Annotated in this window: 5 protein-coding genes, 3 tRNA genes, 7 rRNA genes and 1 pseudogene; all 16 read left to right on the forward strand. The window is 55.8% G+C overall.

All coding sequences use genetic code 11. The features are described from left to right. The first annotated feature begins 42 nt into the window (after positions 1–42). Positions 43–1,311, forward strand: a complete 1,269-nt coding sequence (gene ispD, locus ACR9WD_RS02640) for a 2-C-methyl-D-erythritol 4-phosphate cytidylyltransferase (protein WP_121866196.1) — start codon at positions 43–45, stop codon at positions 1,309–1,311. An 86-nt stretch (positions 1,312–1,397) separates the two neighbouring features. Further along, positions 1,398–2,849 (forward strand): cysteine--tRNA ligase, encoded by a 1,452-nt coding sequence (gene cysS / locus ACR9WD_RS02645; RefSeq protein WP_073707487.1) that lies wholly within the window; start codon positions 1,398–1,400, stop codon positions 2,847–2,849. Positions 2,850–2,900: 51 nt separating this feature from the next. After that, complete coding sequence (rlmB, locus tag ACR9WD_RS02650) at positions 2,901–3,848, forward strand: 23S rRNA (guanosine(2251)-2'-O)-methyltransferase RlmB (RefSeq protein WP_066144108.1); 948 nt, start codon at positions 2,901–2,903, stop codon at positions 3,846–3,848. Positions 3,849–4,407: 559 nt separating this feature from the next. Next, positions 4,408–5,933: ribosomal RNA gene (locus tag ACR9WD_RS02655) — 16S ribosomal RNA — on the forward strand. Positions 5,934–6,529: 596 nt separating this feature from the next. Further along, a 23S ribosomal RNA gene (locus ACR9WD_RS02660) occupies positions 6,530–9,665 on the forward strand. A gap of 164 nt (positions 9,666–9,829) precedes the next feature. Beyond that, a 5S ribosomal RNA gene (gene rrf / locus ACR9WD_RS02665) occupies positions 9,830–9,946 on the forward strand. The 16S, 23S and 5S rRNA genes sit together here, the layout of an rRNA operon. 1,065 nt (positions 9,947–11,011) lie before the next feature. Next, positions 11,012–12,436: an amino acid permease gene (locus ACR9WD_RS02670; protein WP_434922651.1), complete on the forward strand. Its 1,425-nt coding sequence runs from the start codon at positions 11,012–11,014 to the stop codon at positions 12,434–12,436. 177 nt (positions 12,437–12,613) lie between these two features. Then, positions 12,614–13,990: pseudogene (locus tag ACR9WD_RS02675) on the forward strand (FAD-binding oxidoreductase). 108 nt (positions 13,991–14,098) lie between these two features. Further along, a tRNA-Pro gene (locus ACR9WD_RS02680) sits at positions 14,099–14,172 on the forward strand. A gap of 289 nt (positions 14,173–14,461) precedes the next feature. Beyond that, a tRNA-Gln gene (locus tag ACR9WD_RS02685) sits at positions 14,462–14,533 on the forward strand. Between the two features lie 47 nt (positions 14,534–14,580). Next, positions 14,581–14,656: transfer RNA gene (locus ACR9WD_RS02690), tRNA-Glu, on the forward strand. 1,569 nt (positions 14,657–16,225) lie between these two features. Further along, positions 16,226–17,751 (forward strand): 16S ribosomal RNA (locus ACR9WD_RS02695). A gap of 596 nt (positions 17,752–18,347) precedes the next feature. After that, positions 18,348–21,483: ribosomal RNA gene (locus ACR9WD_RS02700) — 23S ribosomal RNA — on the forward strand. Between the two features lie 150 nt (positions 21,484–21,633). After that, a 5S ribosomal RNA gene (rrf, locus tag ACR9WD_RS02705) occupies positions 21,634–21,750 on the forward strand. 316 nt (positions 21,751–22,066) lie between these two features. Next, positions 22,067–22,849, forward strand: a complete 783-nt coding sequence (locus tag ACR9WD_RS02710) for an SDR family oxidoreductase (RefSeq protein ID WP_038990075.1) — start codon at positions 22,067–22,069, stop codon at positions 22,847–22,849. Between the two features lie 144 nt (positions 22,850–22,993). Further along, a 5S ribosomal RNA gene (gene rrf / locus ACR9WD_RS02715) occupies positions 22,994–23,110 on the forward strand. The last annotated feature ends 109 nt before the right edge of the window (positions 23,111–23,219 follow it).

The following is a 23,219-nucleotide window of genomic DNA, read 5'->3' on the forward strand; positions in this document are numbered from 1 at the left end:
CAAGCGTTTCACGGCTTTTGGCGTTAAAGCAGCCGATTCAGGATGACGCGGCACGATAAGCTGGGCGCTGTGAAGCAAAGCGAAGCGCAAAATTCAAGCCTGATCCTAGTTGCGGCCGGTATGGGAACCCGTCTTGGCGCAGGAATTCCCAAGGCGATGGTTCAGGTGGCCGGGAAGTCCTTGGCAGAACACGCAGTGGACCGGATCCTCGGGGTTGGGCAGATCACCGAAATCATTGTGGTGACCCCGCCGAAGGACGAGCGCCTGGCCGCAGCCATGGCCCAGTACGGGGAACGGGTCCGCACCGTGCCCGGCGGTGCAAGCCGCGCCGCGTCGGTTCGCGCAGGACTGGCCGTCGCCAGTTCAGAGGCAGCGAATATCCTGGTCCATGACGCAGCCCGCGCTTTCGCCCCGGCCGAGCTCCATGAAAGGGTGCTGGTCGCCCTCGCCGATGAGCAGTGCAACGCGGTGATTCCGGCATTGGACGTCACCGACACCATCTGCGTGGTCCAGCCCGATGCCTCCGGCGAGCACGAGATCATCAAGGAAACCCCGGCGCGTTCCACCCTGCGCGCGGTGCAGACCCCGCAGGGCTTTGACGCGGCGCTGCTGCGCGCGGCGCACGCCCGGCTGGATTCCTGCACCGAAGCCGAACTGGAGCTGGTCACCGATGACGCGTCGATCGTGCGGGCTTTCGGCGCCGAAGTCCAGGTGCTGCCCGGATCGCAGCAAGCACTAAAGGTCACCTACCCCGAAGACCTCGACGCCGCCGGCAAGCTCGCGGCAAGCCACCTGGCCAGCAACCCCAGTGCAAAGGAAGAAGCCATGATCCTGCCACGAGTCGGCAACGGCATCGATGTCCACGCGGTCAGCGACGACCCGGCCCGCGAAATGTGGCTGGCAGGACTGCACTTCCCGGACGACATCGGGCTGTCCGGCCACTCCGACGGCGACGCGGTAGCGCACGCTGCCTGCGATGCGCTGTTCTCCGCAGCGGGCATAGGCGATCTGGGCACGCACTTCGGGGTGGACCGCCCGGAATTCGCCGGGGCCAGCGGTGTGAGCCTGATTGCAGAAGCCGCCCGCCTGGTGCGCGAGGCAGGATTCGAGATCGGCAATGTCTCGGTGCAGTTCGTCGGCCGCCGCCCGCGCTTCGCCGCGCGCCGCGAGGAGGCCAACGCGGTGCTCAGCGAGGCGATCGGCGCCCCAGTCAGCGTCATTGCGACTACCAGCGACGGGCTGGGGTACGAGGGGGAGGGCAAGGGCGTGACCGCCTATGCCACCGCACTGGTCTATCCGGTTTCGCACTAGGCCCGTCGGCGCTGCCGCGGGCTTAGCTCATCGAGAGCGTCACAAGTGAAGCACAAAGCGTGCATCCATCGGATAACCTTAAAGGCGTGAGCCTGCGATTCTATGACACCAAAACAGCATCCGTACGCGACTTCCAGCCATTGGCGGAAGGCGAAGTCAAGCTGTACTACTGCGGCGCCACCGTGCAGGGCATGCCGCACGTGGGCCATGTTCGCAGTGCCATCGTCTTCGACATCCTGGTGCGCTGGCTCGAATACCGGGGCTTCGCCGTCACCACCGTCCGCAACGTCACGGACATCGATGACAAGATCCTGGAAAAGTCGGCGAACTCCTTCGCCGCGGACTTCGAAGCCGATGCCCATTACAAGCCGCGCGAAGAATGGTTCGCCCTGGCGTACCGCTTCGAGCAGGAATTCTCGCTTGCCTACGAGGCGCTAGGCGTGCGCCGGCCGACCTATGAGCCGCGCGCGACCGGGCACATCACCGAAATGCATGAGCTGATCGAGCAGCTCATCGACCGAGGCCACGCCTACCCGGCAGCCGACAGCTCTGGTGATGTCTACTTCGATGTGCGCTCCTATGAGCAGTACGGTGCATTGACCCGCCAGAAGGTCGACGACATGCAGGACGCCCCGGATTCGGATCCGCGCGGCAAGAGGGACCCACGCGACTTCGCGCTCTGGAAGGGGCACAAGGATACCGATCCGCTGACCGCGTCCTGGCCCAGCCCCTGGGGACGCGGCCGCCCGGGCTGGCACCTCGAGTGCTCGGCGATGGCCGGCAAATACCTGGGCAGCGCATTCGACATCCACGGCGGCGGACTGGATCTGCGCTTCCCGCACCACGAGAACGAGATGGCCCAGTCCAATGCGGCAGGCCACGGCTTCGCCAACTACTGGATGCACAACGGCATGGTCACCTATGAGGGTGAGAAGATGTCCAAGTCCATCGGCAACACCATCTCTCCGGAAGAAATGCTAGCGCTGGCCGATGCCCGCGTGGTGCGCTACTTCCTGGGCCAGGCGCACTACCGTTCGATGCTCGACTACCGCCCGGACTCGCTGACCGAGGCCGGGGCAGCGGTGGAACGCGTGGATACCTTCATCTCCAATGCGCGCTACCGCCTGGGTGCCGCCGCCGAGGCGATCGCAGCCACCGCGGTGCCGGAAGCCTTCGGCACCGCGATGGATGATGACCTGAACGTTCCCATGGCCCTGGCTGCACTGCATGAAACCGTGCGGCTGGGCAACGCTTCCCTGGACCAGCGTGATGACGCTGCCGCCGCCAAGGCCCTGGGCCAGGTCCTGGCCATGACCCAGGTGCTGGGCCTGGATGATGCTGGCAGCAATGAAGGGTCGGATTCTTCCGCAGAGCACGAGGCCCTGGACCAGCTGATCCAGGCGCAGCTGGCCGAACGCGCCGAAGCCCGGGCAGCCAAGGACTGGGCGCGCTCCGATGCGATCCGCGATGCACTGGCATCCGCCGGGATTACCGTGGTGGATTCGGCCGATGGCGCCCGCTGGACCCTGGATAACTAGTCGCGAATCAGTGCGACGCCAACGAACTCAAAAACCAAAGGACAATTACCAATGAGCAAAAAGGGCCCAACCAAGGGTAGTGGTGGCAAGGGACGTCGATCCCTCGAGGGCAAGGGCCCGACCCCTAAGGCAGAGGACCGCCCGTACCACAAGGCGTACCGTGCCAAGCAGCTTTCCGAGCGCTCGGCTGCCAAGCGCAGCGCCGGCCGCCGTACCGAACGCATCAAGGTCAACGCCGAATTCGTCACCGGACGCAACTCCGTCGTCGAGGCGCTGCGCGCCGGGATCCCTGCCAAGGCGCTGCATGTTGCCATCCGCATCGACGTCGATGACCGTGTCCGCGAATCCCTGAAGCTGGCTGCCGAGCATGGCATCCCGCTGATGGAAGCATCCAAGCCTGAGCTGGACCGCATGACCGATGACGCGATCCACCAGGGCCTGGCCCTGCAGATCCCGCCATACGAGTACAAGGACGCAGTCCAGCTGGCTACCAAGACCATCAAGGACTTCGACAAGGGCTACACCAAGACCCAGCCGCTGTTCCTGGCACTGGATGGCATCACCGACCCGCGTAACCTGGGCGCGATTGTCCGTTCGGCTTCGGCCTTCGGCGCAGATGGCGTGATTATTCCAGAACGCCGCAGCGTCGGCATGACCGCCTCGGCGTGGAAGACCAGCGCCGGTGCAGCGGTTCGCGTACCTGTTGCCAAGTGCAGCAACCTGACCAGCGCGCTGAAGGAAATCAAGGCTGCCGGCATCTTCGTGATCGGCCTCGACGCCGGTGGCGATATGCAGCTGCCGAACTTCGAATTGGCAACCGGCCCGCTGTGCATCGTGGTTGGTTCCGAAGGCAAGGGCCTGTCCCGGCTGGTTCGCGAAAACTGCGACGCGATCGTGTCGATTCCAATCGACTCGGCCATGGAATCGTTGAATGCTTCGATGGCTGTTGGCATCTCGCTGTACGAGGTATCGCGTTTGCGTGCTGAGAAGGCCAAGTAGCTTCCAAGCATCATGAGTGGGTCATAACTTGCCAAGGCAAGTTATGACCCACGGTCGTTAAGGTGACCCGCTTCATAACAACGAATTTCCGTTGTTTTCAGCCGCTATTCATCTTGGAATGCTGAGGATCCGCATGATTCCGGGGGTTTTAGCCCGCAAGTTCTGGAAACAGGCCGATTTTGCGTCGTGGCGGGATGCGTGTAAAGTTTTATCTCGCGCCGCTGATCCGGACGGCCTGAAAAGGCGAATCGGAAACAGCGGGGTGAACCAGTCTGAAATACCGAATTGACAATGGTCAACGCGGTGGTAAGCTGGAAAAGTTGCTCCGGAGCGAAGCATTCATCGAAGGATTGGTGGTTGTGGTGTCGAGAGTGTTTGTTGTTTGAGAACTCAATAGTGTGCCAAGTTTGTTGATACCGAATATTTTTATTTGGTGAATACATAACATTTGCTTGAGGCATTGCACCCCCGTGCAGTGTTCTTGAGTGTTTTATTATTCGCCAGGACTTCATCGGCTTCGCCCTTATTTTCCAAGGGGTTGCTGGTGGCTTTTTATTTTTTTATGGAGAGTTTGATCCTGGCTCAGGATGAACGCTGGCGGCGTGCTTAACACATGCAAGTCGAACGATGAAGCCCAGCTTGCTGGGTGGATTAGTGGCGAACGGGTGAGTAACACGTGAGTAACCTGCCCCCGACTCTGGGATAAGCCCGGGAAACTGGGTCTAATACCGGATATGACCTCGCACCGCATGGTGCGGGGTGGAAAGATTTATCGGTGGGGGATGGACTCGCGGCCTATCAGCTTGTTGGTGAGGTAATGGCTCACCAAGGCGACGACGGGTAGCCGGCCTGAGAGGGTGACCGGCCACACTGGGACTGAGACACGGCCCAGACTCCTACGGGAGGCAGCAGTGGGGAATATTGCACAATGGGCGAAAGCCTGATGCAGCGACGCCGCGTGAGGGATGACGGCCTTCGGGTTGTAAACCTCTTTCAGTAGGGAAGAAGCGAAAGTGACGGTACCTGCAGAAGAAGCGCCGGCTAACTACGTGCCAGCAGCCGCGGTAATACGTAGGGCGCAAGCGTTATCCGGATTTATTGGGCGTAAAGAGCTCGTAGGCGGTTTGTCGCGTCTGCCGTGAAAGTCCGAGGCTCAACCTCGGATCTGCGGTGGGTACGGGCAGACTAGAGTGATGTAGGGGAGACTGGAATTCCTGGTGTAGCGGTGAAATGCGCAGATATCAGGAGGAACACCGATGGCGAAGGCAGGTCTCTGGGCATTTACTGACGCTGAGGAGCGAAAGCATGGGGAGCGAACAGGATTAGATACCCTGGTAGTCCATGCCGTAAACGTTGGGCACTAGGTGTGGGGGACATTCCACGTTTTCCGCGCCGTAGCTAACGCATTAAGTGCCCCGCCTGGGGAGTACGGCCGCAAGGCTAAAACTCAAAGGAATTGACGGGGGCCCGCACAAGCGGCGGAGCATGCGGATTAATTCGATGCAACGCGAAGAACCTTACCAAGGCTTGACATGTGCCAGACCGCCTCAGAGATGGGGTTTCCCTTCGGGGCTGGTTCACAGGTGGTGCATGGTTGTCGTCAGCTCGTGTCGTGAGATGTTGGGTTAAGTCCCGCAACGAGCGCAACCCTCGTTCCATGTTGCCAGCACGTAGTGGTGGGGACTCATGGGAGACTGCCGGGGTCAACTCGGAGGAAGGTGGGGATGACGTCAAATCATCATGCCCCTTATGTCTTGGGCTTCACGCATGCTACAATGGCCGGTACAATGGGTTGCGATACTGTGAGGTGGAGCTAATCCCTAAAAGCCGGTCTCAGTTCGGATTGGGGTCTGCAACTCGACCCCATGAAGTCGGAGTCGCTAGTAATCGCAGATCAGCAACGCTGCGGTGAATACGTTCCCGGGCCTTGTACACACCGCCCGTCAAGTCACGAAAGTTGGTAACACCCGAAGCCGATGGCCTAACCACCTTGTGTGGGGGGAGTCGTCGAAGGTGGGACTGGCGATTGGGACTAAGTCGTAACAAGGTAGCCGTACCGGAAGGTGCGGCTGGATCACCTCCTTTCTAAGGAGCTAACCATTATTGGTTGCCCATGCTGGACACGAGTGTTGTCCGGGTGGGTTGCTCATGGGTGGAATATCAATGGACTCAATACCGGAAAACGTGCTGGCTGATGCTGGTGCGGGGTATTGGCTGTGGCCGCGTGGTGCTTGGGCATCTGCTAGTACGCATTGCAGGGGGTTTTCTTCTTGCGGTGCTGGAATGCGGTGTGTGGGTGTTGTGTGGTTTGTATGGTTTGGCATGCTGTTGGGTTTTGAGGCAACAAGCCTCCTTTCCTGGTGAATGGTTGCCGGGGTTCTTCCTGTGGGGAGGGTCCTGGTGGTGTTCGCTTGGGTGAGGGGTTCTTGGTGTTTCGGTGTTTGTCCTGTGTTTGCTGCAAGGATGTCCTGGTGGATTGATGCTGGCCTTTGGTTGGTGTTGGTTTTGGGGTGTTGTTGCGGGGGTGCGGGGTTGTTGTTTGGGAACTGTATAGTGAACGCGAGCATCTTGCAGATGAGATGAGCTGGGTAGTCCTTTTCCTGGGATTGCCTGGTGTTGGAGTCTTGTCTGCGTGATTTTGTTAGATTGTTTTATTGCTCAATTCTGAGACTTTGATTTGTGTTGAAGTTTTTAAGGGCGCACGGTGGATGCCTTGGCATCAAGAGCCGATGAAGGACGTGGGAATCTGCGATAAGCCTGGTGGAGTCGATAACCGGACGTTGAGGCCAGGATTTCCGAATGGGGGAACCCCGCACCATGTTATGTGGTGTGACCTGCAGCTGAATGTATAGGCTGTGTGGAGGGAACGCGGGGAAGTGAAACATCTCAGTACCCGCAGGAAGAGAAAACAACAGTGATTCCGTTAGTAGTGGCGAGCGAACGCGGATGGGGCTAAACCGGTTGGTGTGTGATAGCGGATAGGCGTTGCATCATCGGGGTTGTGGGGTTGACATGTACCAGCGCTATCTTGCTGGTGGGATGAGGTGCAGGCGTATAGGTGAATCGGTTGGAATGCCGGACCAGAGAGGGTGATAGTCCCGTAGGCGTAATGCGTGTCTGCCGTTCTAGTGTTGATACCCGAGTAGCACGGGGCCCGTGAAACCTTGTGTGAATCTGCCAGGACCACCTGGTAAGCCTGAATACTACTTGATGACCGATAGTGAATCAGTACCGTGAGGGAATGGTGAAAAGTACCCCGGGAGGGGAGTGAAATAGTACCTGAAACCGTGCGCTTACAATCCGTTAGAGCTGGGGACTTGTTCCCTGGTGATGGCGTGCCTTTTGAAGAATGAGCCTGCGAGTTAGTGTTACGTCGCGAGGTTAACCCGTGTGGGGAAGCCGTAGCGAAAGCGAGTCTGAATAGGGCGTTTGAGTGGCGTGATCTAGACCCGAAGCGAAGTGATCTACCCATGGCCAGGTTGAAGCGCGTGTAAGAGCGTGTGGAGGACCGAACCCACTTCAGTTGAAAATGGAGGGGATGAGCTGTGGGTAGGGGTGAAAGGCCAATCAAACTTCGTGATAGCTGGTTCTCCCCGAAATGCATTTAGGTGCAGCGTTGCGTGTTTCTTGCTGGAGGTAGAGCTACTGGATAGGCGATGGGCCCTACAAGGTTACTGACCTTAGCCAAACTCCGAATGCCGGCAAGTGAGAGCGCAGCAGTGAGACTGTGGGGGATAAGCTTCATAGTCGAGAGGGAAACAGCCCAGAACGCCAACTAAGGCCCCTAAGCGTGTGCTAAGTGGAAAAGGATGTGGAGTTGCTGTGACAACCAGGAGGTTGGCTTAGAAGCAGCCACCCTTGAAAGAGTGCGTAATAGCTCACTGGTCAAGTGATTCCGCGCCGATAATGTAGCGGGGCTCAAGCACACCGCCGAAGTTGCGTCATTCAAATATTAACCTGGTTTCGATTGGGTGTTTGGATGGGTAGGGGAGCGTCGTGTGGACGGTGAAGTCGCGGTGTAAACCAGCGGTGGAGGCCACACGAGTGAGAATGCAGGCATGAGTAGCGAATGACGGGTGAGAAACCCGTCCGCCGAATGATCAAGGGTTCCAGGGTTAAGCTAATCTGCCCTGGGTTAGTCGGGACCTAAGGCGAGGCCGACAGGCGTAGTCGATGGACAACGGGTTGATATTCCCGTACCGGCGAAGGACCGCCCATACTGAGCTGTGGATGCTAACCATGACGGATCCGGTGATTTGTTCCTTCGGGAATGGTTGCTGGTGGTGTGGTGGGAACCGATGCAGTGAGGTCAGCGTATTAACAGGTGTGACGCAGGAAGGTAGCCGAGCCAGGCAATGGAATTGACCTGGTCCAAGGGTGTAGGAAGAGCGGTTGGCAAATCCGCCGCTCATGTTTCTGAGACCTGATAGGCGCCCCGTTTATGGGGTGATTCGGTGATCCTATGCTGCCTAGAAAAGCATCGGCGCGAGGTCCCAGTCCGCCCGTACCCCAAACCGACACAGGTGATCAGGTAGAGAATACTAAGGCGATCGAGAGAATCATGGTTAAGGAACTCGGCAAAATGCCCCCGTAACTTCGGAAGAAGGGGGGCCTGCCCCGTGATGAGAACTTGCTTCTCTGATGCGGGTGTGGGCCGCAGAGACCAGGGGGAAGCGACTGTTTACTAAAAACACAGGTCCGTGCGAAGTCGCAAGACGATGTATACGGACTGACTCCTGCCCGGTGCTGGAAGGTTAAGAGGACTGGTTAGTCACTTTTGTGGCGAAGCTGAGAATTTAAGCCCCAGTAAACGGCGGTGGTAACTATAACCATCCTAAGGTAGCGAAATTCCTTGTCGGGTAAGTTCCGACCTGCACGAATGGAGTAACGACTTCCCCGCTGTCTCAACCATGAACTCGGCGAAATTGCAGTACGAGTAAAGATGCTCGTTACGCGCAGCAGGACGGAAAGACCCCGAGACCTTTACTATAGTTTGGTATTGGTGTTCGGTGCAGCTTGTGTAGGATAGGTGGGAGACTGTGAAGCTTGGACGCTAGTCCAGGTGGAGTCATCGTTGAAATACCACTCTGGCTGTACCGGTCACCTAACTTCGGACCATGATCTGGTTCAGGGACAGTGCCTGATGGGTAGTTTAACTGGGGCGGTTGCCTCCTAAAATGTAACGGAGGCGCCCAAAGGTTCCCTCAGCCTGGTTGGCAATCAGGTGTCGAGTGTAAGTGCACAAGGGAGCTTGACTGTGAGAGTGACAGCTCGAGCAGGGACGAAAGTCGGGACTAGTGATCCGGCGGCACCTCGTGGAAGGGCCGTCGCTCAACGGATAAAAGGTACCTCGGGGATAACAGGCTGATCTTGCCCAAGAGTCCATATCGACGGCATGGTTTGGCACCTCGATGTCGGCTCGTCGCATCCTGGGGCTGGAGTAGGTCCCAAGGGTTGGGCTGTTCGCCCATTAAAGCGGTACGCGAGCTGGGTTTAGAACGTCGTGAGACAGTTCGGTCCCTATCCGCTGCGCGCGTTGGAAATTTGAGAAGGGCTGTCCTTAGTACGAGAGGACCGGGACGGACGAACCTCTGGTGTGTCAGTTGTACTGCCAAGTGCATCGCTGATTAGCTACGTTTGGAAGGGATAACCGCTGAAAGCATCTAAGCGGGAAGCCTGCTTCGAGATGAGATTTCCATGCACCTTTGTGTGTGAGAGGCCCCCAGCTAGACCACTGGGTTGATAGGCAGGATGTGGAAGCAAGGACTGAAGACTTGTGCAGCTGACCTGTACTAATAGGCCGATGACTTACAACACACAATAAAACAATAATTTGAACTGATATTTTTCAATGCTGTTCGCGTTCACTATGCGGTTACGAGACAACAACCTCTAGCCAATAAATACGGATGAGTTACAAGACTTTGTAGCACCGGAAAACACTGACCAGGAAATATTTGGTTTGTGTGCTTCGTGATTGTTACGGCGGTCATAGCGTGGGGGAAACGCCCGGTCCCATACCGAACCCGGAAGCTAAGGCCCATTGCGCCGATGGTACTGCACTCGTGAGGGTGTGGGAGAGTAGGTCACCGCCGGACTTAACCTAAGTGGGTTTGAGGCTCTAGCCAGTGATGGTTGGAGCCTCACCTGTTTAACCCGTCAGTGTGCGGCCAGGTGCTATTGCCTGGCCTGTTCGTGTTTAAGGGGGTTTGGCCGCTGGCCGCTTCTATTCTGCTCCAGATGGGGCTGGTATTGGGTTGCGGTGCCAGCTGTGATGACTAGCAACCTTAAAGGATTGAACTTCAACTTAGTCTGATAGCCGATGTTCGAGTGCAACCGGGTATGGGGCAGAGGATTGTTTTCTAGTTTCAATTGTTTCCACTGACGGGTGGTTGCCAGGCATGCCAGATGGTGTCATAGCCAATTGAAAACTGCCTGCGCCAAGCTAAAATGCTCCCCTACTCTCAACTTCGTTATCCTGCTTGACGCTATCGATTAGCTCCGTCCAGTTCTTCGCCGGGTTCGATCGCCCGGCGAAATAATACTGCTAGATCGAGGCAAGTCGAGCGGTGCAGGACGTGACTTCCAAGCAAAAGTGGCAGCCACGTTTCGTCGCTTGATTCTCGACTGAGCGCCAGCGTCATTGGCTGTTTTGACCTGTTCTCAAGTCCACGAGCAATCACTTAGTTCGGCTTTTCCGACGACTGGGCACCGAATCCGCAATTGCGAGGCCTCGCACCTCTTTTTACGAAAGCACTGACATAGGCGCACAGCAGAAGCCTCGGCCTCCAATAGATCGCCTGTGGTCCACAGATGCGTGTTCCTGCTGTCAGTTTTCCGGAGCGCACCACTTTGTCGGTTGGCTAGTTCAGGAGACTGCGGCGGCAATGCGCACGGAGCCAGACCAGATAAACATTTCCATGCCAGCTCTAGTGGGCGAAGCTCCAAGAGGCTTATCATGACGATTCAATAAAGCCCTTGAAAGAACTGCAGTCCGGTATCTCAGCTTCAAATTATCACTAGTCTGAGGTACCGGACTCTCTTGACCATTTCGCCGATCCGACATGCTTGTGACTGCGATTACATAGGTGGCGGGGGGTTGAAGCGCACCAGCAAAGGTGAGTAGGAGCCCACTGAGCATCTAGGAATCTCGGAGGAGCAATATGCGAACTAGCCAGACAAGCCAAAACTTGAGACGCGGCTTGAGCACACGGCATATCAGATTTATCGCCCTAGGGTCTGCCATCGGCACTGGCTTATTCTACGGTTCTGCAAGCGCCATTCAAATGGCTGGTCCAGCCGTGCTGCTGGCCTACATACTCGGTGGCGCAGTGGTGTTCATGGTGATGCGTGCGTTGGGAGAAATGGCCGTCCGCAATCCGACCTCCGGCTCATTCGGCAACTATGCCACTGAATTTGTCGGCCGTTTCGCTGGCTTCGCCACAGGGTGGACTTACACCTTTGAAATGTTTGTGGTGGCTCTGGCAGATGTGACAGCTTTTGGCGTGTATATGGGCTTCTGGTTCCCTAACGTTGAACGATGGATCTGGATCCTGGCGGTTGTTTTCTTCATCGCTGCCGTGAACCTGCTTTCGGTCAAAGTCTTCGGGGAACTGGAGTTCTGGTTCTCGCTGGTCAAGGTCGTCGCCATCGTTGCAATGATCGCCGGTGGAGTTCTCGTAATCGTCTTCGGTCTGGGAAATCAAAGCGAAGGCGCTGCTGGTCTTTCCAATCTCTTCGCTAACGAGGGTTTCATGCCGCACGGCATTTGGGGAGTTCTCGCCTCGCTGACGATCGTCATGTTTGCCTTCGGTGGCACCGAGGTAATCGGCATTACTGCCGGCGAAGCACAAAACCCCCGAAAGGTCATACCGCAGGCGATCAACTCTGTCCCAGTGCGCATCCTATTGTTCTACGTACTGACGCTCGGTGTCATCATGTGCATTCAGCCGTGGAACACGATCGATGGCAATGAGAGTCCATTCGTCTCGATCTTCTCCAGCATCGGTTTCTCGTCTGCAGCGAACGTTCTGAATTTCATCGTAATCACAGCGGCACTTTCAGCAATCAACGCGGACATCTTCGGCGCAGGACGCATGATTCACGGCATGGCCAAGCAAGGCCAGGCACCCCAGGTGTTCACGAAGACCACGGCTAACGGTGTCCCATGGGTGACATCTTTATCGATGATCGGTGCGCTGCTTATCGGTGTCGTGCTGAACATATGGTTCGAAGACCAGATCTTCTTCCTGATCGCTGCATTGGCTACGTTCGCGACCGTTGTCGTTTGGTCGATGATCTTGATCTCGCATATCCGGATGAAGCATCGGATAGACAGAGATGCTCTTGAACCATCAGCATTCCCAGTTCCGTTGTGGCCCGTGGGCAGCTACTTGGCGTTGGCCTTCATGATCTTTGTGATCGTCCTTATTGGCATTATTCCGGAAACGCGCAGTGCGCTCATTACTGGTCTAATTTGGGTTGCAATCCTGGGCATCTGCTATCGGCTGTTCGTAAGAGTAAAGCCTAGTCCAGCTGAAACCCAAGCAACGAAGATGGAAGAGACTTCAGCAGCTGAACGGCGATAGCCTCAAAGAATGCTGGGGCCGTGACCTAGGCCTGCTGCAAGGTGACCCGTAATGAGGGCACAAACAGCGCCGTGCACCGGACAGCTATTGCATAGGCAAGTCATCTAGTTCACCTTTGCCTGCCGTAAGCCTTAGTCTCAAGTAAATACCTGCAGACACAGACTCGTGGAGATGACGATGGCAACTACCCACGCTGAATTCCTAGATGCCTTAAGCGCAGCGTTACCGGACGGAGCCCTCGAAACATCGCGTGTGGTGCTTCGAGAAAACTCCAGGGACTTCGGGCAATTGTCGGGGAATCCCGTTGAATCGCTAGCCGTGGTTTTCGCCAGTTCCGTAGCGGATGTCCAACATGTTCTACGCTTGGCCACTGAATACAAGGTGCCGGTGATTAGCCGCGGTGCCGGCACTGGTGTTTCCGGGGGCGTTCACGTGCTAGGCGATGCCATCGTGTTGAACCTGAGCAGAATGAATAGAATTCTAGAAATCCGCCCGGAAGATGAAGTCGCTGTTGTTGAACCTGGCGTCATCAATCATCAGCTGAACGAAGCCGTTGCAGAATTTGGTCTCATGTATGCCCCGGATACTGCGAGCTACAAGATGTCGACGATCGGCGGCAATATCGCTACCTATGCTGGTGGTTTGCGTTGCGCGAAATATGGCGTCACTCGTGAATCTGTCCTCTCACTAGACGTCGTATTGGCTGACGGCCGGCTAATCCGAGTTGGCAAGAATACGTTCAAGGGCGTCGCTGGCTATGATCTCGCTGCCCTATTCACAGGGTCCGAGGGCACATTGGGCGTCGTCGTTCGCGTAGTTGTTCGATTGCGCTATCTTCCAGTGGATGAAAGGGACATAACGCTATTGTTCCCCAGCTTGGAGGAGGCAGTCGAAGGCGTTCAATTGATTGCCAAAGCTAGAATCCAACCTGCCATTCTGGAACTGATCGATCACTCGACGTTGCTCATTCTCGATGAACAGTACTCAACGAATTACGCAGGCCTCGGCGGTGCCATGTTGCTGGCTCGACTAGATGGCTATGGCGCCGAGCGTGAAGAATCTGCTCTCCGTGAAGTTTTCGAAGAACGCAATGCACAGCTAAGCAATTCTGCGGATCCCAGAGCTATGTAGCTGATCGAAATGCGCCGAACCAGCCGCGGTGATACCAAAGATGATGCTTACCGGACTGGCGAAGATGTCGCCATTCCGAAAAGCAGAATGGTTGAATACGTGCACCACGTTCAACAAGTGGCACGCGAAGAGAACGTCGACATGCGGATGATTTCGCATGTGGGCGATGGCAATCTGCACCCGACATTCTCTGTAGAACCAGAAGACGGTGTGGACCCCTTAGCCAGGCTAGACCGTGCGGTTGAAGCCTCAGTGCGCATTGCTTTGGAACTAGGCGGCACGATTACCGGTGAACACGGTGTCGGATTGATTAAAAAGGATTGGTTGCAATGGGAGCAATCAAGTGAAGTGGTCGAACTCCAACAGCAGATCAAACGTCTTCTGGATCCGTTGAATATCTTGAATCCCGGGAAAGCCATTTAAAGTAAGAACCTACGAGGGGCAGCCAATGAACTGGCGATGCGAAACGCGCAGGCATGGCGGACTCTGAAAATAGTCCTGCACGGGTGTATAGTGAAAGGGTTGTAACCACGGGATATGGCGCAGCTTGGTAGCGCGCGTCGTTCGGGACGACGAGGTCGCAGGTTCAAATCCTGTTATCCCGACTTGCAGCAAAAGGGGGAACTACGGTTCCCCCTTTTTTGCGTTAAGCCGCCCCAGCAACACCCGGTAAAACCTAAATAGCCTTCTGGGTTTTAGGGGGCAATTTGAAGGCTGTCCTGTAGCGAATGGCAGTTCCATAACAAGCGTTCCAGCAAACGAGCTGCAGATCACTCGAGGATATCGCCTCAGGATGTGCGATCTGAGATTTTTTTAGGTATAGTTATATCTCGTGCTAAGGCATTCAATGCGGATCAGCTTCGGCTGCTGAAGCAAACGAATACCAAGTCACATTGGGATATGGTGTAATTGGCAACACAACGGTTTCTGGTTCCGTCATTCTAGGTTCGAGTCCTGGTATCCCAGCGCTTCACCAAAGAAATTTGGTGAGCTGAAGATTTTCTTCAGCATACGGCCCCATCGTATAGCGGCCTAGTACTCTGCCCTCTCACGGCAGCAACACGGGTTCGAATCCCGTTGGGGTCACCAAAGCAAAAAAATCGCGGAACTTATGTTCCGCGATTTTTTTATGCACGGAAACTATGGACGGTTTCGAATTCGGCTTTAACTGGAGCTTCCCCAAACTAGGCATCCCTTCGACAAGGCCGGCCTGGTTTGCAGTTCTAATGTGGATGACGGGACACTGGCCGTAGAGCCGTAGAGCCGTAGAGCCGTAGAGCCGTAGAGCCGTAGAGCCGTAGAGCCGTAGAGCCGTAGAGCCGTAGAGCCGTAGAGCCGTAGAGCCGTAGAGCCGTAGAGCCGTAGAGCCGTAGAGCCGTAGAGCCGTAGAGCCGTAGAGCCGTAGAGCCGTAGAGCCGTAGAGCCGTAGAGCCGTAGAGCCGTAGAGCCGTAGAGCCGTAGAGCCGTAGAGCCGTAGAGCCGTAGAGCCGTAGAGCCGTAGAGCCGTAGAGCCGTAGAGCCGTAGAGCCGTAGAGCCGTAGAGCCGTAGAGCCGTAGAGCCGTAGAGCCACCACTGCGTTTCAACGATCTCTTCATAGGTCCTACTGAAACCTGTCGTGATCGCCTGAGTCGTTGGCTCAATGGATGTACCAGTGAAATACGGACTGACTCAGATTGCGCGCAACACTGAAACGGCATCGAAGGTAGGCCGGCGCCTTCTTGGGTGTAGAACGACACGGTATCCGTCTTGCCTCGTTGCGAATCATGAACTCCCGTTTTACGGCCTGCGGGACTAGTCCACTCCAGATCACCTGTGGCTAGGGCAACGGCCACCGTGGCGTCCAAGCGCCGTTCGACGCCTAACTTTTGATGACATTACTTTTGGCTACAAACGAATACAGCCCATCGAATTCTTCTGCATAGCGATTGCAGCTAGGGGATTTACCGTGGCGGCACTTTGGGTGTCTGGTCAAGGTTCTTGGAATCACGGGGTCCTACGTTTATCCCGCATGGACCAGGCGTTCACAGGCTGCATTGCTGACATCCGTTTCGATGCTTTGCTTAGCATGGTCTTCGGATCCTGGGCATTGACGATTCTGCCATCCTGGGAATGTTCGCTATTCGTATGGAGATCCAGCAGACATCGAGGCGAGGGCCCTTAGATTCTCGAACCAATGCGAAAGACTCTTGGGGCGTGCCAATATGCCGCCGTGGAACATGCCCTCAGAGTGTAACGACGATCACTGCAAAAAGCGTCCTATCGATTTGCGGAGCCCTGAAAACCTGTGTATAGTTTTTATCTGTTGCCGGAACGGAAACACCACGGAATCTACCGAATGTTTACCCGGCAGCCAATCACTTTCCACTCAAGGTTTTCCACCGATTTTGATCGGATTAGGAAGTCTGGTAAGTTGGAAAAGTTGCTCCGGAGCGAAGCAGTCATCGAAGGATTGGTGGTTGTGGTGTCGAGAGTGTTTGTTGTTTGAGAACTCAATAGTGTGCCAAGTTTGTTGATACCGGATATTTTTATTTGGTGAATACATAACATTTGCTTGAGGCATTGCACCCCCGTGCAGTGTTCTTGAGTGTTTTATTATTCGCCAGGACTTCATCGGCTTCGCCCTTCTTTTCCAAGGGGTTGCTGGTGGCTTTTTATTTTTTATGGAGAGTTTGATCCTGGCTCAGGATGAACGCTGGCGGCGTGCTTAACACATGCAAGTCGAACGATGAAGCCCAGCTTGCTGGGTGGATTAGTGGCGAACGGGTGAGTAACACGTGAGTAACCTGCCCCCGACTCTGGGATAAGCCCGGGAAACTGGGTCTAATACCGGATATGACCTCGCACCGCATGGTGCGGGGTGGAAAGATTTATCGGTGGGGGATGGACTCGCGGCCTATCAGCTTGTTGGTGAGGTAATGGCTCACCAAGGCGACGACGGGTAGCCGGCCTGAGAGGGTGACCGGCCACACTGGGACTGAGACACGGCCCAGACTCCTACGGGAGGCAGCAGTGGGGAATATTGCACAATGGGCGAAAGCCTGATGCAGCGACGCCGCGTGAGGGATGACGGCCTTCGGGTTGTAAACCTCTTTCAGTAGGGAAGAAGCGAAAGTGACGGTACCTGCAGAAGAAGCGCCGGCTAACTACGTGCCAGCAGCCGCGGTAATACGTAGGGCGCAAGCGTTATCCGGATTTATTGGGCGTAAAGAGCTCGTAGGCGGTTTGTCGCGTCTGCCGTGAAAGTCCGAGGCTCAACCTCGGATCTGCGGTGGGTACGGGCAGACTAGAGTGATGTAGGGGAGACTGGAATTCCTGGTGTAGCGGTGAAATGCGCAGATATCAGGAGGAACACCGATGGCGAAGGCAGGTCTCTGGGCATTTACTGACGCTGAGGAGCGAAAGCATGGGGAGCGAACAGGATTAGATACCCTGGTAGTCCATGCCGTAAACGTTGGGCACTAGGTGTGGGGGACATTCCACGTTTTCCGCGCCGTAGCTAACGCATTAAGTGCCCCGCCTGGGGAGTACGGCCGCAAGGCTAAAACTCAAAGGAATTGACGGGGGCCCGCACAAGCGGCGGAGCATGCGGATTAATTCGATGCAACGCGAAGAACCTTACCAAGGCTTGACATGTGCCAGACCGCCTCAGAGATGGGGTTTCCCTTCGGGGCTGGTTCACAGGTGGTGCATGGTTGTCGTCAGCTCGTGTCGTGAGATGTTGGGTTAAGTCCCGCAACGAGCGCAACCCTCGTTCCATGTTGCCAGCACGTAGTGGTGGGGACTCATGGGAGACTGCCGGGGTCAACTCGGAGGAAGGTGGGGATGACGTCAAATCATCATGCCCCTTATGTCTTGGGCTTCACGCATGCTACAATGGCCGGTACAATGGGTTGCGATACTGTGAGGTGGAGCTAATCCCTAAAAGCCGGTCTCAGTTCGGATTGGGGTCTGCAACTCGACCCCATGAAGTCGGAGTCGCTAGTAATCGCAGATCAGCAACGCTGCGGTGAATACGTTCCCGGGCCTTGTACACACCGCCCGTCAAGTCACGAAAGTTGGTAACACCCGAAGCCGATGGCCTAACCACCTTGTGTGGGGGGAGTCGTCGAAGGTGGGACTGGCGATTGGGACTAAGTCGTAACAAGGTAGCCGTACCGGAAGGTGCGGCTGGATCACCTCCTTTCTAAGGAGCTAACCATTATTGGTTGCCCATGCTGGACACGAGTGTTGTCCGGGTGGGTTGCTCATGGGTGGAATATCAATGGACTCAATACCGGAAAACGTGCTGGCTGATGCTGGTGCGGGGTATTGGCTGTGGCCGCGTGGTGCTTGGGCATCTGCTAGTACGCATTGCAGGGGGTTTTCTTCTTGCGGTGCTGGAATGCGGTGTGTGGGTGTTGTGTGGTTTGTATGGTTTGGCATGCTGTTGGGTTTTGAGGCAACAAGCCTCCTTTCCTGGTGAATGGTTGCCGGGGTTCTTCCTGTGGGGAGGGTCCTGGTGGTGTTCGCTTGGGTGAGGGGTTCTTGGTGTTTCGGTGTTTGTCCTGTGTTTGCTGCAAGGATGTCCTGGTGGATTGATGCTGGCCTTTGGTTGGTGTTGGTTTTGGGGTGTTGTTGCGGGGGTGCGGGGTTGTTGTTTGGGAACTGTATAGTGAACGCGAGCATCTTGCAGATGAGATGAGCTGGGTAGTCCTTTTCCTGGGATTGCCTGGTGTTGGAGTCTTGTCTGCGTGATTTTGTTAGATTGTTTTATTGCTCAATTCTGAGACTTTGATTTGTGTTGAAGTTTTTAAGGGCGCACGGTGGATGCCTTGGCATCAAGAGCCGATGAAGGACGTGGGAATCTGCGATAAGCCTGGTGGAGTCGATAACCGGACGTTGAGGCCAGGATTTCCGAATGGGGGAACCCCGCACCATGTTATGTGGTGTGACCTGCAGCTGAATGTATAGGCTGTGTGGAGGGAACGCGGGGAAGTGAAACATCTCAGTACCCGCAGGAAGAGAAAACAACAGTGATTCCGTTAGTAGTGGCGAGCGAACGCGGATGGGGCTAAACCGGTTGGTGTGTGATAGCGGATAGGCGTTGCATCATCGGGGTTGTGGGGTTGACATGTACCAGCGCTATCTTGCTGGTGGGATGAGGTGCAGGCGTATAGGTGAATCGGTTGGAATGCCGGACCAGAGAGGGTGATAGTCCCGTAGGCGTAATGCGTGTCTGCCGTTCTAGTGTTGATACCCGAGTAGCACGGGGCCCGTGAAACCTTGTGTGAATCTGCCAGGACCACCTGGTAAGCCTGAATACTACTTGATGACCGATAGTGAATCAGTACCGTGAGGGAATGGTGAAAAGTACCCCGGGAGGGGAGTGAAATAGTACCTGAAACCGTGCGCTTACAATCCGTTAGAGCTGGGGACTTGTTCCCTGGTGATGGCGTGCCTTTTGAAGAATGAGCCTGCGAGTTAGTGTTACGTCGCGAGGTTAACCCGTGTGGGGAAGCCGTAGCGAAAGCGAGTCTGAATAGGGCGTTTGAGTGGCGTGATCTAGACCCGAAGCGAAGTGATCTACCCATGGCCAGGTTGAAGCGCGTGTAAGAGCGTGTGGAGGACCGAACCCACTTCAGTTGAAAATGGAGGGGATGAGCTGTGGGTAGGGGTGAAAGGCCAATCAAACTTCGTGATAGCTGGTTCTCCCCGAAATGCATTTAGGTGCAGCGTTGCGTGTTTCTTGCTGGAGGTAGAGCTACTGGATAGGCGATGGGCCCTACAAGGTTACTGACCTTAGCCAAACTCCGAATGCCGGCAAGTGAGAGCGCAGCAGTGAGACTGTGGGGGATAAGCTTCATAGTCGAGAGGGAAACAGCCCAGAACGCCAACTAAGGCCCCTAAGCGTGTGCTAAGTGGAAAAGGATGTGGAGTTGCTGTGACAACCAGGAGGTTGGCTTAGAAGCAGCCACCCTTGAAAGAGTGCGTAATAGCTCACTGGTCAAGTGATTCCGCGCCGATAATGTAGCGGGGCTCAAGCACACCGCCGAAGTTGCGTCATTCAAATATTAACCTGGTTTCGATTGGGTGTTTGGATGGGTAGGGGAGCGTCGTGTGGACGGTGAAGTCGCGGTGTAAACCAGCGGTGGAGGCCACACGAGTGAGAATGCAGGCATGAGTAGCGAATGACGGGTGAGAAACCCGTCCGCCGAATGATCAAGGGTTCCAGGGTTAAGCTAATCTGCCCTGGGTTAGTCGGGACCTAAGGCGAGGCCGACAGGCGTAGTCGATGGACAACGGGTTGATATTCCCGTACCGGCGAAGGACCGCCCATACTGAGCTGTGGATGCTAACCATGACGGATCCGGTGATTTGTTCCTTCGGGAATGGTTGCTGGTGGTGTGGTGGGAACCGATGCAGTGAGGTCAGCGTATTAACAGGTGTGACGCAGGAAGGTAGCCGAGCCAGGCAATGGAATTGACCTGGTCCAAGGGTGTAGGAAGAGCGGTTGGCAAATCCGCCGCTCATGTTTCTGAGACCTGATAGGCGCCCCGTTTATGGGGTGATTCGGTGATCCTATGCTGCCTAGAAAAGCATCGGCGCGAGGTCCCAGTCCGCCCGTACCCCAAACCGACACAGGTGATCAGGTAGAGAATACTAAGGCGATCGAGAGAATCATGGTTAAGGAACTCGGCAAAATGCCCCCGTAACTTCGGAAGAAGGGGGGCCTGCCCCGTGATGAGAACTTGCTTCTCTGATGCGGGTGTGGGCCGCAGAGACCAGGGGGAAGCGACTGTTTACTAAAAACACAGGTCCGTGCGAAGTCGCAAGACGATGTATACGGACTGACTCCTGCCCGGTGCTGGAAGGTTAAGAGGACTGGTTAGTCACTTTTGTGGCGAAGCTGAGAATTTAAGCCCCAGTAAACGGCGGTGGTAACTATAACCATCCTAAGGTAGCGAAATTCCTTGTCGGGTAAGTTCCGACCTGCACGAATGGAGTAACGACTTCCCCGCTGTCTCAACCATGAACTCGGCGAAATTGCAGTACGAGTAAAGATGCTCGTTACGCGCAGCAGGACGGAAAGACCCCGAGACCTTTACTATAGTTTGGTATTGGTGTTCGGTGCAGCTTGTGTAGGATAGGTGGGAGACTGTGAAGCTTGGACGCTAGTTCAGGTGGAGTCATCGTTGAAATACCACTCTGGCTGTACCGGTCACCTAACTTCGGACCATGATCTGGTTCAGGGACAGTGCCTGATGGGTAGTTTAACTGGGGCGGTTGCCTCCTAAAATGTAACGGAGGCGCCCAAAGGTTCCCTCAGCCTGGTTGGCAATCAGGTGTCGAGTGTAAGTGCACAAGGGAGCTTGACTGTGAGAGTGACAGCTCGAGCAGGGACGAAAGTCGGGACTAGTGATCCGGCGGCACCTCGTGGAAGGGCCGTCGCTCAACGGATAAAAGGTACCTCGGGGATAACAGGCTGATCTTGCCCAAGAGTCCATATCGACGGCATGGTTTGGCACCTCGATGTCGGCTCGTCGCATCCTGGGGCTGGAGTAGGTCCCAAGGGTTGGGCTGTTCGCCCATTAAAGCGGTACGCGAGCTGGGTTTAGAACGTCGTGAGACAGTTCGGTCCCTATCCGCTGCGCGCGTTGGAAATTTGAGAAGGGCTGTCCTTAGTACGAGAGGACCGGGACGGACGAACCTCTGGTGTGTCAGTTGTACTGCCAAGTGCATCGCTGATTAGCTACGTTTGGAAGGGATAACCGCTGAAAGCATCTAAGCGGGAAGCCTGCTTCGAGATGAGATTTCCATGCACCTTTGTGTGTGAGAGGCCCCCAGCTAGACCACTGGGTTGATAGGCAGGATGTGGAAGCAAGGACTGAAGACTTGTGCAGCTGACCTGTACTAATAGGCCGATGGCTTACAACACACAATAAAACAATAATTTGAACTGATATTTTTCAATGCTGTTCGCGTTCACTATGCGGTTACGAGACAACAACCTCTAGCCAGAAATAACATAAGGCATTAATGACACCGGAATGCATCAAACCATGGGGTTTGTGTGCTTCGTGATTGTTACGGCGGTCATAGCGTGGGGGAAACGCCCGGTCCCATACCGAACCCGGAAGCTAAGGCCCATTGCGCCGATGGTACTGCACTCGTGAGGGTGTGGGAGAGTAGGTCACCGCCGGACTTAACCTGAATAATGGGTTTGAGGCTCCAACCAGTGGTTGGAGCCTCACCTGTTTAACCCGTCAGTGTGCGGCCAGGTGCTATTGCCTGGCCTGTTCGTGTTTAAGGGGGTTTGGCCGCTGGCCGCTGGCCGCTGGCCGCTGGCCGCTGGCCGCTGGCCGCTGCCGTGTCGACCTGCGACCACAAATGCTTGACTTAGGCATCGTAGTTCAAGAGGACACCGAAAATAGGCCTAGTGTGGGATATGAGCGAGGCCGCGACTGACTCATCGATGGTCTCTCGACTCATCTTCCAATTGCGAAAGAGGGAAACCAAACGTGAGAACTTATGTCGTTACTGGCGCTGCTTCCGGCATTGGTGCAGCCACAACTGAATTGATTCGCGAACGTGGGCACAAGGTCATCGGCGTTGATCTACGTGATACTGACGTCGCGGCTGACCTGTCGACTCAGGAAGGCCGGCAAAGCGCCATCAAGCAGACTCTAGAGCTTTCCGAAGGCAAGATTGACGCTGTCATCGCTGCCGCGGGAATTTCGGCTCCTAAGGCAATTACGGTATCGGTAAACTACTTCGGTGTTACCGAGTATCTGGAAGGCCTCCTGCCAGCTCTGGGGCAATCGGAGGCACCGCGTGTGGCCGTCGTGTCCTCGATGGCTTCGATCCAGCAGAATTCCGCTGAACTGGTTGAAGCATTGCTTACGGGCGACGAAGAGGCATCCCTGGCCATTGGCGCAGAGCTGGAAGCCGCTGGCCCTGGAGCCGGCTACTTGAACTACCCGTCCTCCAAGCGCGCGCTGAGCCGCTGGGTACGTCGTGAATGCATCACGGAGAAGTGGGCCGGCGCAGGAATCCCATTGAATGCTGTGGCTCCTGGCACCGTGATCACCAACATGACTCGCGAATTGCTGGCCACCGACGAAGGCAAAGCAATGGTCGACAAGAATGTGCCGATGCCGCTGAACTACCACTCTGAGGCTGTGGTGATCGCCAGGCTGCTCCTGTGGCTGACGAGTGAAGAAAACACTCACGTCACCGGCCAAACCATCTACTGCGACGGCGGTGCGGAGGCGACGTTGCGCGGGGATAACATCTGGAGCTAGACCTGGCAGCTGAGTATGGCGAAGGACACTGCTGCTAACCGGTTCTGAAGTGGCGCAACCCCTGCGTGCTTGATATAGTTATGGAGTTGTCGCAATCGCGAATGACACCGTAGTTTTCCCATGGTTATCCATGAGGTATAGAGTTACGGCGATCATAGCGTGGGGGAAACGCCCAGCTCCATACCGAACCTGGAAGCTAAGACCCACAGCGCCGATGGTACTGCACTCGGGAGGGTGTGGGAGAGTAGGTCATCGCCGGGCATAATTTGCCGAAGGCCCCGAACGAGAGTTCGGGGCCTTCGATGTTTAACCGAGAAGGTACGCCACCGTTTAAATTCATCGGCGGCTCGGAAATTCATTTCCGAGCCGC

The sequence above is a fragment of the Glutamicibacter sp. PAEs-4 genome (genome assembly GCF_051161755.1).
Taxonomy (GTDB): Bacteria; Actinomycetota; Actinomycetes; order Actinomycetales; family Micrococcaceae; genus Glutamicibacter; species Glutamicibacter nicotianae.